Consider the following 15,890-nt stretch of genomic DNA (forward strand, 5'->3'; position numbering starts at 1 on the left):
TTCAATATGATTGAAAAGATTACCGATAAATTTTTGTAAATCTATTTTCTGTAATAATCCGATAGTAAATATAACACTTGACGTGTGTTCGTGCTCGATATTGCGAGCTTAGAATAAGCAATTCCAATATGGGTTATAAAGGAAAATATTACATTATGTTGCATGTATACTTTATATCTGTAATACCAACAGTATTATATAACTCCAATTTAAGAATCCATAATGATGAATCTTACGAAATTAAAAAACATACCAGTTTCTGAATTAGTACATCTCGGAGAAGGTATGGGTCTAGAAAATTTAGCACGTATGCGTAAGCAAGATATTATTTTTGCTATTTTTAAACAACATTCTAAAACTGGAGAAGACATTTTTGGAGATGGCGTATTAGAAATATTACAAGACGGTTTTGGATTTCTTAGATCAAGCGATAGTTCTTATCTTGCTGGACCAGATGATATTTACGTGTCTCCCAGCCAGATTCGTCGTTTTAATTTACGCACTGGAGATACTATTTCTGGAAAAATTAGACCCCCAAAAGAAGGAGAACGTTATTTTGCATTACTCAAAGTCAATGATGTAAATTATGATAAACCAGAAAACGCTCGTAATAAAATTTTATTTGAAAACCTTACTCCACTACATGCCAATTCACGATTACGTATGGAACGAGGAAATGGCTCTACAGAAGACCTAACCGCAAGGGTATTGGACCTAGCATCACCGATTGGGCGCGGGCAACGCGGTTTAATTGTAGCACCCCCTAAGGCTGGAAAAACTATACTTCTTCAAAATATTGCACAAAGTATTAGTCATAATCATCCAGACTGTGTATTGATAGTACTTCTAATAGACGAGCGTCCAGAAGAAGTTACTGAAATGCAACGCTTGGTACACGGGGAAGTAATCGCATCTACTTTCGATGAACCAGCTTCTCGTCACGTTCAAGTATCCGAAATGGTCATTGAGAAAGCTAAACGATTAGTGGAGCATAAAAAAGATGTTATTATTTTGTTAGATTCCATTACTCGATTAGCGAGAGCTTATAATACTATAGTACCTTCATCCGGAAAAGTGTTGACAGGAGGAGTTGATGCCAATGCTTTACATCGTCCAAAACGCTTTTTTGGCGCTGCTCGTAATATGGAAGAAGGAGGCAGCTTGACTATTATAGCCACTGCTTTGATAGATACTGGATCAAAAATGGATGAAGTAATTTATGAAGAATTTAAAGGCACTGGTAATATGGAACTACATTTGTCAAGGAAGATAGCTGAGAAACGTGTTTTCCCAGCTATTGATTACAATCGTTCTGGAACTAGGAAAGAAGAACTATTAACCACTCAAGATGAACTTCAAAAAATATGGATTTTAAGAAAAATTATTCATCCAATGAGTGAAATTGATGCCATGGAATTTATGATGAATAAATTATCTATGACTAAAACCAATGATGAATTCTTTGACATGATGAAACGCTGTTAATTTATTACAATAATTATTATTATACTGTATTAAACACATGTTATAAAATAGACTATTTACTTTTTTATATCCATGATTTGTCAGATTTTTACATAAAAAATTTTTTTAATGATCATTTGTATAAAATTTTAATTATTCTATACAGTGGAATATTGTTGCTCCATGTATATTCTTTGCAATAATTTGTTTTCATGAATTAAATGATGCGATTTTATCAAAAATGATTGCAAACCATATATTTCTCATATCTTTATGTATCAGTAATAAAATTTAAATTAATTATTTCAATATATATATATATATTACACAAATACCGATATGTGATAAAATATGCGTACACTAATATTGAAGATATATATTTACACATAGTATCCTTTCGTCTACTATATAGATTTATGTATACAGCAATGTATACAAATATTTTAAAAATACATTATAACTATAAAACATTCTGTAATTTTCATAGATTTCTTTCTACGTGTTGTTTGTAATAAAATTTAATGAGCAGTATATATGTAGGAAAAATTATTAGCACAAATTGATCGATTCATATTCTTATTAATATAAATCTGAATATCTACTCATGTAGATTTAGGCGTTCGTAGCTCAACTGGATAGAGCATCGCCCTCCGGAGGCGAAGGTTTCAGGTTCAAATCCTGTCGGACGCATTGATTGATTCAAATTTTTATGAAAAATTGAAGTTGATCTATGGTGATTGTAGCTCAGTTGGTAGAGCTCTGGATTGTGGTTCCAGAAGTCGTGGGTTCGAATCCCATCAATCACCCCATTAAAAATAAATGAAATACAGCGAAGGTGGCGGAATAGGAAGACGCACTAACTTCAGGAGTTAGTGTCTTATCAAGACATGAGGGTTCAAATCCCTTCCTTCGCAGCAGGATAATTGCCATTATATTATCAATGTAAATGATTTATTATTAGTATTTCAATATTCTTTAATGGAGAATATATAATATAAAAATCACATGAAAGTTTAATAAACTATCGGCGAGTAGCGCAGCTTGGTAGCGCTCCTGGTTTGGGACCAGGAGGTCGGAGGTTCAAATCCTCTCTCGCCGACTCTTATAAACCTTACAATGATGAGAATCATTGTACGTTTTTATTGCATTTTTTTAATTTTTAAAAATTTTACATGCCTATGTTCATAAAATGATTGTTAAATACAAATTAGAAACATAAAATTACGAATGTTTAATCAAAACATGAACTAATGCTTCATTGTTTGCTGACTGCGCTATGATGATATCTGTCCAACCCAAACGTCTAGCTAAATTAGCTAGACGTAAACTTACTACGATTAATTTACATCGTAGTAACCAAGATGTACGATAGAATTCAGGAATTAAATAATACAGTTGTTGTAGTATTTCTCCAGAAGTAACTACTACTATTTTAATATTTAATTCTAATAGCTTAGATGATTGTTCTTCTCCATCATACTGCAATGGCAGTCTACTATAACATTCGTAGGATGCAACAAATACTCCTCTTCTTTGAAGGGTATGGTCTAAAATAGTACGTCCATTATTACCTCTCAAAATAAGAGCACGTTTTCCATAACTATACATTAGTTCGGGTAGTCGTAATAAATTTTCACTAGTTTCCTGATATTTAGGATATTTCACCAATATTCCTGATAACTTGTGCATCATTATACTGGTCGCGTGACCAATGGAATAATATGATAATTTAGTAGGCCAAGATATTCCTACGTCAAGTAACTGATTGTGAGCATATTTAATTGCATTCTGTGATACAATACATAACAAATCTCCTTCAGAAAGTAGATTTAACTGATATTCTAATGACGACAATGTTTTTCCTGCAGAAAAAAAAATTAATGGTAAATGATACGCAAATTTACCAAAATAAAGTAATTTCTTCACCAATTGCTCTCCATGTGGAGAAGGACGAGTAATTAAAATATTCATAGTTTTTGTCAACTACATTAAATTTTATTTGACACACAATTGCATCAAATCAAATCAAATCAAATCAAATCAAAAACATATTATTGTTTAAATTTAATTAATAAATCTTCAGCAAGAAGAAAACCTAATTTTTCTGCTTGATCCAAAGGTGCTCTTCCTTCGGTACGAATAATTTTACTACCATCAGGTAACCCGATAAGTGCTCGTAACCACACTTGATCCTCTTTAATTTCAGCATAACTAGCAATTGGTAAGTGACAATAACTTTCTAAATAAGTAGTAACCGCGCGCTCTGCTCTAACGCACAATGAAGTTTCTCGATGATATAATGGAGATAATAAGGATACAATATCAATATCATCTGAACGACATTCAATAGCTATGACACCTTGTCCCATTGCTGGTAATAAATCAGACGGATCAAAATAAACGCGAATATACTCATGTAAGTGTAACCGTTTTAATCCAGCTACAGCTAAAACTATTGCATCATACTGTCCGTATTGTAATTTTTTTAATCTAGTATCTATATTACCTCTCAAATTACCGATGACCAGATCTGGGCGTTGCGCTCGTATTTGACATTGTCTACGTAAACTTGATGTACCTATTGTGCTGCCAATAGGCAATGTATCCATATTAGGGTATTTTACGCTAACAAAAGCATCACGTGGATCATTGCGTTTACACAGAACTGGAAGAGTTAATTCATTTGGCACAGGCACCGTAATATCTTTCATAGAATGGACAGCAATGTCAGCGCGAAAGTTTATTAAAGCGTATTCTAATTCTTTAATAAATGCGCCTTTTTTAATTTTATTTTTTGAATCAATATTTAAAAATTTATCTCCTGTTGTAATAATAGGCATTAATTCTATGTGTAATGTTGGATGATAACGTTTTAATTCATCATAAACATATTGAGCTTGAGAAATAGCCAGTCGACTTTTTCGAGTAGCAATTTTTAAAATTTTACTTTTCATTAATATAATTATGTTAAAATATATAAATCTAATCTTCAATTAATATAAATATTTTTACATATGCAATTTTATTATAAGAAATAACATTTATTAAAAATTCGTAAAACAAATAAATAATTTGATTAATTCAATCAGTTTTACTTTTTTTGTAATCAATTATTAAAATAAATCGTTAAGTTCAGATTGCTAATCTTGTACACATCATAATTTTTTGATATTTGAAAGATTAATATTCCAATAAATAGTTATTCGATGAGTTATGTAAGAAGTTCTTTCCAGATGTTATTACTTATAATTATTTTAATAATACCACATTCAATACTTTTAATTTTATATTATTTTTTGTCAATATTAAAAATAAAGAATTCTGCATAAAATAGTTTGATCATTATTAATGAATAAATTAATTCCATTTATTTAAATTCAATACTTCGATTATTGATAAAAATAAAAAAATACTATTTGTGACATAACACAGATTTAAAAATTTTTAGTTATTTAAAATACTATCAATTTTATTATAATAGTGTCAAAAAAAATACTTTTAACAAAAACTGTACTCTTAAAAAATGATGTTTTTATTTTAGATAAAAATACATCTTTATAGATCATTCCAACATAATCATATTTATAATGATTCAAAAATTAATTATAATTTAAATATGTTAATCATTTGTAAAATTTATAAAATTAAAATAGATAACAAAAGATAGATATTATGAAAATAATATTATTTCTTGAAATTTACATAAGATATTTTCTAAACAGAACGAGCTATATTCTTTTTATACATGATTATATATTATGTAACCATATTTATTCATTCTATTTTACAATGTAACCAACAATATTTTCATTTTTTTTGAAGAGATTGCATAAATACGATAAAATCAAACAATAATTGAATACAATAAAATATTAAAAAATTTTCAAAAATTAGTGAGTGATGCACATTTAAATTTTTTATATCATGTGGAGGGAATATGCGATTTACCAAAATGAATGGATTGGGCAATGATTTTGTCATCATAGATGCTATCACACAAAATATACATCTTACTGCTGAAAATATCAAACATTTAGCAAATCGATGTTATGGAATTGGATTTGATCAATTATTAATAGTAGAGCCTCCCTATGATCCAACAATAGATTTTCATTGTAGAATTTATAATGCGGATGGAACAGAAGCAAACCAATGTGGTAACGGTATGCGTTGTTTTTCACAATTTGTCTACTACAAAAAATTAACTAATAAAAAACAAAATATTCATATTAGCACTCGCACCAATCACATCATTTCATCCATCATGAATGAAAATCACGTATCTATCAATATGGGCTCACCTATTTTTGATCCGACACTTATTCCATTTTATACGTCACAATATCAAAAAATTTATATTTTATTCTTACCTACAGAAATCATACTATGTGGAATGGTATCCATGGGTAATCCTCATTGTATTATTTTAGTAGAATCAATAAAAACTATCCAAGTTACTTCATTAGGATCAGCATTAGAAAATCATCACTGTTTTCCAGAACGAGTTAACGTAAGTTTTATGCAAATAATCAATCGTAATAACATTCAATTACGAGTATATGAACGCGGCGTAGGAGAAACTCAGTCTTGTGGAACCGCCGCCTGCGCGGCAGTTGCCGTAGGTATTCAACAAGGGTTATTATATGAATCAGTAAACGTAAACTTGCCCGGAGGTACTATATCAATAAATTGGAAAGGAGCAAGTAATGCATTGTACATGATTGGATCAACGTCTTATGTATATGATGGGCACATTAATTTACAAAACATACAATAAACCTGCGACAAATATTATTTTTCAACGCACATATTTTTATATTTAAAATTTAATTAATACCTAATTTTATGTGTATGATGATCGTATATATACATCTTTCATTGACGAAAGATATAACGATTCTAATTTAACAACATTAAAGGTACAACTTATGCATTTTTACCGTACATTACAACCTTTTCATGCTATAACTCTAGATTTAGATAACACATTATACGATAATTATCCAATAATAAATCAAGCTGAAGAAAAATCACTATTGTTTTTACAACAATATCATCCCGCATTATCTAAAATACAAAAAAAGGATTATTATCAAGCACGTAAAACACTTCGACTTACGGAACCAGATATTTACCATGATGTAAATTATTGGCGTTGGAAATCTTTAAAAATAATTTTACTACAATCAGGTTTAACTAAACATGAAGCACAATTAGGAGCTGATTATACTATGGAAATTATTATACATTGGCGCAACAAAATCAGTATCTCTTTTAGTACACATGATGTATTATCAGCATTAAGTTCTAAATGGCCATTAATTGCAATCACTAATGGTAATGCAAATCCTGTTTTTTGTGGATTACAAAAATATTTTCAAGATGTATTACGCGCTGGAATTCATGGCCGCGCTAAACCTTATACAGATATGTATTATTTGGCTTCTAAGCGTTTTGGAATATCCTGTAAAAATATTTTACATGTAGGAGATGACTTAAACACAGATGTAAAAGGAGCTATACATGCTGGAATGCAGTCCTGTTGGATTAGCCAATACAATTTAAATCGTTTTTTTTCAATTGATACAAAATTGTTACCACATTTGAAAATTTCAAAATTAGCATCATTAACATATTTATTATAATATGCGTAATTGTGTTGATTCACATATTTATAAACGATTATTTACCATGCGTGCAATATTTTAATTAATATTTATAATCTTCTTGATCCACTAAATGACAGACAGCAAGAAATAATAACTTCTAATAATTTTAAAAATATATTGGTGTTATCTAAAATAGTAACGGACCACTCGAATATTAATAATAATCGTACTCCTTAGTTACAATTAGTAAAAAATATATACCATAGTTAATAATGGCAATTATTTTTACGAATACAATCGTATTGCATACGTATATTGGTATTCAAAAAACAAATAATTTGTGGACTAATGCTTTCGTGGATTGTCAAATAGATAACTACATGCTCATTACGTATGATGTAAATTTATTACCAAAAAATTTTCAAATTCTTGATAAGAACCACCAATATTCAACTTTTTTAAAAAATTAATACGCACGTTTACTTAAATTAAACAAAAAATAAATATAGCGTATGCAATCTATGCACTCTATCAATACAGAGAAAGATAAGATTGGGATAATCTAAGTAAAAACATTAATAGAAATTCAACATAAATGTCATAGTTCCGAATTTAGAACCTTTACTACAAAATATATAATCCGTTCCGGATTAGTAGATTTTCATGAATTATTAATATATATATTATTTTAAAATTATCCAGATGTTTTAGATTATCAAAAAAATTTCTTAATATTTTATTTGGTAGATGAATTTCAAAATATCAATATACCTCAATATGATTAATTTACACCGTCATCAGGGGTGATGACAAATTTTTAATCATTGTTGAGATGATGATTGTTTATTTATAATTGAAAAGGAACATAATTAAAAAAATTTTTAACAATTTTTAGAAAATTTTGAAGATATAAAATTATAAAAAAACTACCGATCACTGATAGTATCTGAAGATACTACAGATATCCCCATTTTTTTAAACATATTTCGTTTTAAAAAATTTATAAACACGTAAAAATAAAAGATTTTTATCGTTCTGATATCGTAATAAAAGAAATTATATTCATAGAAAATAACTTAATCAATTAAAAAGAAAAATGAAATAGTTCACTAAATGCGCATATTGTTTTATATTGAAATAATTTTCAAATCTTTTTTATAAAAAAATTTTTTATTAAAAATAATGTATCTCACCAAATATACAGAGGGACAGGATTTTTTGAACACAAAGAAATTAAGGATATTATCATAGCTTATTAAAATTTATTGTTCACGAAATAGTAACACTGATTACATACGAAGTATGTACACCTAATAGAAGAATTAGTCAACATACTGTAGAAATTATTTAATAAATAATATCCGCTCATTTAAGTCACTTAAGCTTGTGGAAAGCAGCTTATTTATTTCAAACAAAAATTTTTTAAAGGAAGATCTGCTATTGCCTTTAAAATAATTTATTATGTTGATAGATTCTTTAAGAAGTCAAATACCCACCAATTATACCTTTTCATGAACAAATTGTTGTATTGTTAGACAAATTGGATTATGGGATATGTATAAAAATACATCAACACCAGCATATTATGAAAATATACAAATGTTGAAGAGTTGATAGCAATGAATGAACAATACAAACATTCTATCAGAATTAACAATAAATACGCATCCGTTACAACAATTTTTATCGTATATTTATTTTTATAATAATTTGAATAAAATTCATCTAACACTTATCCAGATGCAGTACAACACATGATGCTACATCCTTCAAAAGGATTAGAATTTTCCCAAGTATTCATTATAGGCTTGATTTTCCAAATTATTATTTCTTTAACTAACAAGGATTTATTAAAAGAAAACCATAGATTCATTGATATTTGACATCACACGTTCTTACATAAATTAACAATTAGTTTATGCTGAAACTCGTTATATTTACAGAAAAAGGTCATTCAATCACTATCTGGATTTTGTTAAAATAAATTACCAATAGGACTTTTTAAAAGTATGTTGACATCATTCATCAGGAGCGCAGCCCTGTTATTGGTAGGGGCTTGTATTGCTATTTTATTAAATTTTCAGAGAGTTATTACTCTAATCCTCATTAAGATTATTATATAATTCAAACATATCTATATTGAGATAGAAAATGTTTATAAATATTTGACAACCTTTTCATTCTAGGCGTAACATGCCCGCTCTAATCTGAAGATTAGACTTATAATATCTCAGTAAATAACATCCACAGATATATTTAAATATATTATCATAATTGAATTATATTTATTAAATAAATAAAAAACCTTACGAATTATTTACACGTTACAGATATTTAATACCTCATGGCGACTATTTATAACTGTTCTTTTGTGTTATGTAATGCATATTATCGACATTATGTGACAAAAAATAGTTATTGGGTTATCTAATTTTAGTTATTGTGATCATAGCGTATGACTAATTGTATTCTTTAAGGAAACAATAATATATGTTTAATATATTTCAATTAAAAAATAATCATTTATTTCGTATTAATGAAAAAGATAAAACATCATTATTAAATAATATTATTTGGATTGATATAATAGATTCACATGACGATAACCATAATTATATGCCAAATATATTACTTCACCAAAAAATAAAATTTTTTAAACTGAAAGATATCAACAAAACTGAACGTTTTTTTAAAGATAAAAATGGATTACACATTCATTCTTTTTTCCTTACATATAACAACCAAAAACAAATGGATAACTCTAGTGTGTTCTTTACCATTCACAATGGATGTCTATATACCTCACGTAAAAAAGAATTTCCGGTATTTTATATGTACCAAAAACATTTACATAATCATTTGTTGATTAATGGAAATGCTTATGAATTATTATTAAATTTATTTGAGGTAAAACTTGATGATCTAGCAAATAAAATAGAACATATTTATTCCACTTTAGAAACATTGAGTTCTGTCATTATGAACGGTCAACAAATCGAAGAATACGATCATGCACTTTCTGATTTAGCTATATTGGAAAATATAGGTTGGAAAATCCGTGTTAACTTGTTAGATACTGAAAGAGGAATAAAATTTTTAATACGTAAAGTAAAATTATCTGTAGTACAACAACAATATGCTAATAATATTTTAAGTGAAATTACATCGCTATTACCTCATAATGAATATGTATTTCATCAAGTAAGCTCTTTAACTCAATCAGCAATGGGATTTATTAATATCGAACAAAATAGAATTATAAAAATTTTTTCAGTTATTTTTTTACCCCCAACTTTGATAGCATCTAGTTACGGCATGAATTTTAAATTCATGCCAGAATTACAATGGTCATTTGGTTATCCTAGCGCCATTATTTTAATGATTCTATCAGGACTTGCTCCATACATCTATTTCAAATATAAAAATTGGCTATAAATATTAATAATATGATGATTGGTATCAATATACATAATGTTCATTATAAACAATACTAATGTGATTAAGCTGAAATACTTTAACATCGCATTCTGAATGTATCTTTACAACGTAAAGATACAATAAAAACTCGATATTTTTAAATATGTATATTAATTATCATCAGTTAATAAACTTGTAAAATATTTTCAAAAATAATTATTTATTTTACAATTAAAAATTTTCATATTTAATTATTTTTAAAAAAAAATTCGTTTAACAAAATTATCATTCAAAATAATATCTATAATGTATTAACTTTTAATTGATATAATGTGAAATCACATTGATGTATAATATCAGTTATTGCTACATTTCAGTAAAACAAACGAGGTAATTAATGTTTCGCGTCGTTGTGTCTGATTTAGATGGTACCCTGCTGACGCCGGACCACCGATTAACATCTTTTACTAAAAAGATTCTAAAATTGTTAACTGCTCGTAATATTCATTTTGTTTTTGCTACTGGTCGACATCACACGAATGTCATGCAAATACGTGATAATTTGAAAATTAATTCTTATATGATCACTTCCAATGGAGCTAAAATACATAATGCCAACGGAAAATTAATTGCTTCTTATGATTTACCTACAGAAATTACAGCTGATTTATTACGTATAGTACACCATGATTCTCAAATTATTACTAATATTTTTTATAATGATAAATGGTTGATCAATCGATCAAAACCACATCAAAGTTGTTTTTATAACGGATATGCATCTGATTATCACATATATCAGAAAGATACATCACCCTTGCATGGTATCTATAAAGTATATTTCACAAGTAATAATTACAAACGATTGCTATCTTTAGAAAAAAAATTACATGCACGATGGAATCATCGAATCAATATTAGTTTTTCACTCCCTACATGTCTTGAAGTGATGCCAGAAGGGGTTTCTAAGGGACAGGCTTTAGAGAAGGTAGTTAAATTATTAGGATATCAACTAAAAGATTGCATTTCATTTGGAGATGGCATGAATGATCGAGAAATGTTAGAAATGACAGGAAAAGGATGTATAATGAGCAACGCACAACAAAGACTAAAAGACGCCCTTCCTTCCCTAGAGATCATTGGAAGCAATAAGGATGATGCAGTACCTCATTATTTACAATATATTTATTGCCAATAAATAATCCATTTCTTCATTAACGAGTAATATTAAACCATAATATTTTTCAAAAATATTATGGTTTAATATGTAGTATTACTCAATGAGTAACCATGCAAATTTACTACACGAAGTATCATGTATATGATCCTATATCTTGCATTCATATATAATAAAATATTTGCATCATTTTAATAAACAATAAAAACATAATTTTAATAATCGATAAAATTTTTTAAAAAATCACATTTTTAACATGAAATATTATACACTACAGTAGTGAATGCATGGAATATATATTATTCTATTAAAATCAGATTATTGTATTTTAACGAAACATATAAATATATAAAATTTTATATATTTATTTTTTTAAACAACCATGCGCATTAGTTAATATGATAAAAATCTATTAAAAATAAAAATTAAAATATCCAATATATTTACATATGAAATAAATTAATTTTTTAATTAATCATTAATCATACACATAAATAACTATGTATTCCATCGAGTAACATTTGAGTAGAAATCATTACTAATAACAAACCCATTAACCTTTCCAATGCACCAATACCTTTACTACCCAATAAACGCGAAAATATATTAGACAACATCAAGATCAACATAGATAATCCCCAAGCCACAATTAATGCCAAAATTAAAAAATTAGTTTTTTGGGGATATTGATGAGACAATAATAACAACGTTGCTAGAATTGAAGGACCCGCGACTAAAGGAATAGCAAGGGGTACTAAAAAAGGTTCTTCTCCATCTAAAGACCCAGTAGCATTGCCTTCTTCTGAAGGAAATATCATTTTTATGGCAATTAAAAACAACACGATACCTCCGGATATTGAAACTGTTTCAGTATGTAAATTGAGAAATATTAAAATATATTCACCAACGAATAAAAATCCTAACATTAGTAATAAAGCGATTACCATCTCTCTAATTATTATAACTTGACGTCGTTTTGGTTCTAAATCTTTTAATATGGACATAAAAATTGGTAAATTTCCGATAGGATCCATGATTAAAAACAATAAAACTGTAGCTGATATCATTTCATTCATTATTATTTTCCCAAAAGTTATTTGCGTTTTATGTACACCGCGCTTTTTATAGCGTAAATTATAAATATTAATTATAAACATAATTACAATATATTACTTATAATACATGCATGACATAGTATGTATGTGTAATTTTTTCATATAATATGCAGTGTATTATATGAAAATGTTCAGTATTTTATACTACTTGAGATGCATATATTTTGATACTTAATAATAACTGTGAGATTGACAATGAAAAATGTTGGGTTTATTGGATGGAGAGGAATGGTAGGTTCAGTATTAATGAATCGTATGAAAGAAAAAGATGATTTTAACCATTTTCACTCAATATTTCTCTCTACATCTCAAATAGGAGAACATGCTCCAAATATTCAAGGATCACAAGAATTATTTTTACAAGATGCTTATAACGCCGATCTACTTAATTCTTTAGATATTATTATTACATGTCAAGGCAGCACGTACAGTAAAATTATGTATCCAAAATTAAGAAAAATAGGATGGACAGGGTATTGGATTGATAGCGCTTCATTTTTAAGAATGCATGATGATGCAATTATTGTGTTAGATCCTGTTAATCAAAGATTAATAGAACAAGGTATAAATAACGGCATCAAAACATTTGTAGGTGGTAATTGTACTGTAAGCTTAATGTTGATGTCTCTAGGTGGATTATTTGCTCATAATTTGATCGAATGGATCTTCACATCTACTTATCAAGCGGCTTCTGGATGTGGAGCGCTTGCCATGCGTGAGCTATTAATACAAATGGGTCAAATATACAATATAGTGACTGATTTATTAACACCTCCTTCAACAGCTATTCTAGATATTGAACATATAATCACTAAGTTTAGTAAAACTAACTCCTTGTTAGTAGATTGTTTTAAAGTTCCTTTAGTAGGCAACGTTATTCCTTGGATCGGTGATTATATGTTCAATGGTCAAACTCAAGAAGAATGGAAAGGTCAATCAGAAACTAATAAAATTCTCAATACTTCTAAAATCATAACAGTAGACAGCCTATGTGTACGTGTAGGTGCATTACGTTGTCATAGCCAAGCATTTGTTATAAAACTAAAAAAAGATATTCGTTTAATAGAAATAGAAGAATTACTCCGATCTCATAATAAATGGGTAGAAGTTATCTCAAACGATGTTACGCAATCATTAGAAAAATTAAATCCTGTTATGGTGTCCGGAACACTTAAAATACCTATTGGCCGGCTAAGGAAACTGCATGCAGGCAACCAATATATTTCAGCTTTTAGCGTAGGTGACCAATTACTTTGGGGCGCCGCTGAACCATTACGCAGGATGTTACGTCAATTATTATAATTTTTATTTATTCTTACAAAATTAAATTTACAAATATATAATTAAAATAAGAAAGTAAATAGTACATACAAATACCAAAAACTATCAATAAACTAATTGATAGATGCACCTATAGTTCTATCTTATTAAGAATATTTTTTATTAAAATAAAAATAAAATATTTAATAAAAAGAGTGCGTTCCACGTTGATGCTGCGTTGTATCTAATACCCCTTTTAATTCTGGAAAAAGTTTCTTTAAGGTAGTTTCAATTCCTTCTTTTATGGTATAGCTAGCCATTGTACAGCCATTACATCCCCCGTAAAATTTAATAACAGCTAATAGATCTTCGGTAATACGTATTAAAGATACACTGCCTCCATGTAGCTCTAACTGAGGATTAATCTGAAATTGCAATACACGTCTCACTCGCTCTTCCAATGAATCATCGTTCATCTTGTTGTTTGTATTATTGAATTCTTTAGTAGCGTTAGGAGCTTTAATAGTAAGTTGAGAATCTAATGAATTCATCATTACATCAATTTTCGCAGATTTAAGAAAAAATGCATATACTTGATCAATGCGTACAGAAAAAAACTTAAGATCAATAACTATATCGCTGGATTTAAATTCTTCTGGCGGACAAAAACAAACACCACATTCTGCATGAACTGTACCTGGATGAACTACAAACACTCGTATTTGAGTTCCTGGTTTTTTATCCACTAGCAATTTAACAAAATGTTTTTGAGCAATTGGGGTTATATAAATCATATGATATGATACCTAATTTTTTTAAAGATATAATACTTCATAGTATATCGCGCATATACGCATAAACTGTATTTTTTATATACCTCTCAACAATATATATATATTATTTTTATGTGTTTACTTTATAAAGTCATACTATACAAATTGTGTTTATGCGTATAAATTAAAAAATCCATTAACTATATTATTCATATTGCAAAGTTATTATAACCAATTCATTTCAAGATATGAATAATATAAAACCTAAAATAAACATGATACAACATATTTGATATATCTTAGTGCTTTAAAAATTTGATTTCTATTGACAGAAAATTAATTATTATATTTTTTAAAAAAAATTAAAAAATGTTTTAAAAAAATATATAACACAAAAAAACCAAAAATTGTATCTTGCATAAATAATTATTAATTCATAGACATATCATGTTTTAATAACAGATATTTACGAATACTTAAATCCACGAACAAATAATTATGATATCTACGTATAATCCATAAAACACCTTTATCATATAAGTATATACAGTGTAAAAATTTGAATAATAATAATCATTCATTTTCTGACAGCAACAACTAATTCTAATAAAATATTTTATAATACCGCTACTAATCACAACTTAATAAAAGTTTAAGGAACCTTAATATTAAATTTTTAATTTTTTATCATTAAAAATATAATGAGACCTTTCTTTTTTTCAATTAGATTAGTATTGCTCATGATTCAGAAATCTATAGCTCAATACTTATTAAAATAATTTATAATTATAATAATTAATACGACTAACTTCATACATACATTACATATATGTATTCCAAATTCTTAACATACTATATCAGCATAAATTATAAAACACGATAACTTATAATTTTATATTATTCAGTGAAAGAAATACATAATTTCAATTACATAAGTATAACAACAGTAATTAATTATCAATTATGGATCAATGTCAATGTAAAAATGAGATGAAAACTATAATACACAACGTTTTCAAACCCATTATTTATCTTTTGTACATAAAAACATTCTGTACCCTACAACAATAAAATA

General features: G+C 27.7%; 11 protein-coding genes and 4 tRNA genes. 10 read left to right on the forward strand and 5 right to left on the reverse strand.

Features of this window, described 5'->3' with window-relative positions; all coding sequences use genetic code 11:
- Positions 1 to 225 precede the first annotated feature (225 nt).
- The 5 genes from rho (at position 226) to M9409_RS03075 (ending at position 2,563) form a co-directional block, all read left to right on the forward strand.
- The gene (rho, locus tag M9409_RS03055) at positions 226 to 1,485 is read left to right on the forward strand and encodes a transcription termination factor Rho (protein ID WP_250227212.1); all 1,260 of its coding nucleotides are present in this window, start codon (positions 226 to 228) and stop codon (positions 1,483 to 1,485) included.
- 595 nt (positions 1,486 to 2,080) lie between these two features.
- Positions 2,081 to 2,154: transfer RNA gene (locus M9409_RS03060), tRNA-Arg, on the forward strand.
- 43 nt (positions 2,155 to 2,197) lie between these two features.
- Positions 2,198 to 2,273, forward strand: a tRNA-His gene (locus tag M9409_RS03065).
- A 20-nt stretch (positions 2,274 to 2,293) separates the two neighbouring features.
- Positions 2,294 to 2,378: transfer RNA gene (locus M9409_RS03070), tRNA-Leu, on the forward strand.
- Positions 2,379 to 2,489: 111 nt separating this feature from the next.
- Positions 2,490 to 2,563, forward strand: a tRNA-Pro gene (locus M9409_RS03075).
- 122 nt (positions 2,564 to 2,685) lie between these two features.
- On the opposite strand, the gene hemD is transcribed toward M9409_RS03075, so the two are convergent.
- Both hemD and hemC read right to left on the reverse strand, forming a co-directional pair.
- Complete coding sequence (hemD, locus tag M9409_RS03080; protein ID WP_250226893.1) at positions 2,686 to 3,435, reverse strand: uroporphyrinogen-III synthase; 750 nt, start codon at positions 3,433 to 3,435, stop codon at positions 2,686 to 2,688.
- Between the two features lie 80 nt (positions 3,436 to 3,515).
- Complete coding sequence (hemC, locus tag M9409_RS03085; RefSeq protein ID WP_250226894.1) at positions 3,516 to 4,418, reverse strand: hydroxymethylbilane synthase; 903 nt, start codon at positions 4,416 to 4,418, stop codon at positions 3,516 to 3,518.
- Between the two features lie 983 nt (positions 4,419 to 5,401).
- On the opposite strand from hemC, the gene dapF reads away from it, so the two are divergent.
- Both dapF and yigB read left to right on the forward strand, forming a co-directional pair.
- Entirely contained in the window at positions 5,402 to 6,241 is an 840-nt protein-coding gene (dapF, locus tag M9409_RS03090) for a diaminopimelate epimerase (protein WP_250226895.1), read from the forward strand.
- A gap of 151 nt (positions 6,242 to 6,392) precedes the next feature.
- The gene (gene yigB, locus M9409_RS03095) at positions 6,393 to 7,109 is read left to right on the forward strand and encodes a 5-amino-6-(5-phospho-D-ribitylamino)uracil phosphatase YigB (RefSeq protein ID WP_250227213.1); all 717 of its coding nucleotides are present in this window, start codon (positions 6,393 to 6,395) and stop codon (positions 7,107 to 7,109) included.
- Positions 7,110 to 8,805: 1,696 nt separating this feature from the next.
- On the opposite strand, the gene M9409_RS03100 is transcribed toward yigB, so the two are convergent.
- Entirely contained in the window at positions 8,806 to 8,946 is a 141-nt protein-coding gene (locus M9409_RS03100) for a hypothetical protein (RefSeq protein ID WP_250226896.1), read from the reverse strand.
- Positions 8,947 to 9,563: 617 nt separating this feature from the next.
- Between M9409_RS03100 and corA the strand changes: the two genes are divergently transcribed.
- Both corA and yigL read left to right on the forward strand, forming a co-directional pair.
- On the forward strand, positions 9,564 to 10,508 hold the full coding sequence (corA, locus tag M9409_RS03105; RefSeq protein WP_250226897.1) for a magnesium/cobalt transporter CorA: 945 nt from the start codon (positions 9,564 to 9,566) through the stop codon (positions 10,506 to 10,508).
- Positions 10,509 to 10,887: 379 nt separating this feature from the next.
- Positions 10,888 to 11,688, forward strand: a complete 801-nt coding sequence (gene yigL / locus M9409_RS03110) for a sugar/pyridoxal phosphate phosphatase YigL (protein WP_250226898.1) — start codon at positions 10,888 to 10,890, stop codon at positions 11,686 to 11,688.
- Positions 11,689 to 12,149: 461 nt separating this feature from the next.
- On the opposite strand, the gene M9409_RS03115 is transcribed toward yigL, so the two are convergent.
- Positions 12,150 to 12,743: a YhgN family NAAT transporter gene (locus tag M9409_RS03115; RefSeq protein WP_250226899.1), complete on the reverse strand. Its 594-nt coding sequence runs from the start codon at positions 12,741 to 12,743 to the stop codon at positions 12,150 to 12,152.
- A 234-nt stretch (positions 12,744 to 12,977) separates the two neighbouring features.
- Here M9409_RS03115 and asd point away from each other — a divergent pair, with 234 nt between their 5' ends.
- Positions 12,978 to 14,084: an aspartate-semialdehyde dehydrogenase gene (gene asd, locus M9409_RS03120; RefSeq protein WP_250226900.1), complete on the forward strand. Its 1,107-nt coding sequence runs from the start codon at positions 12,978 to 12,980 to the stop codon at positions 14,082 to 14,084.
- A gap of 161 nt (positions 14,085 to 14,245) precedes the next feature.
- Here the strand turns inward: asd and M9409_RS03125 are convergent, their stop codons facing one another.
- On the reverse strand, positions 14,246 to 14,836 hold the full coding sequence (locus tag M9409_RS03125) for an NfuA family Fe-S biogenesis protein (protein WP_250226901.1): 591 nt from the start codon (positions 14,834 to 14,836) through the stop codon (positions 14,246 to 14,248).
- Positions 14,837 to 15,890: the final 1,054 nt, after the last annotated feature.

The sequence above is a fragment of the Blochmannia endosymbiont of Camponotus sp. C-046 genome, assembly GCF_023585865.1.
Taxonomy (GTDB): domain Bacteria; phylum Pseudomonadota; class Gammaproteobacteria; order Enterobacterales; family Enterobacteriaceae; genus Blochmanniella.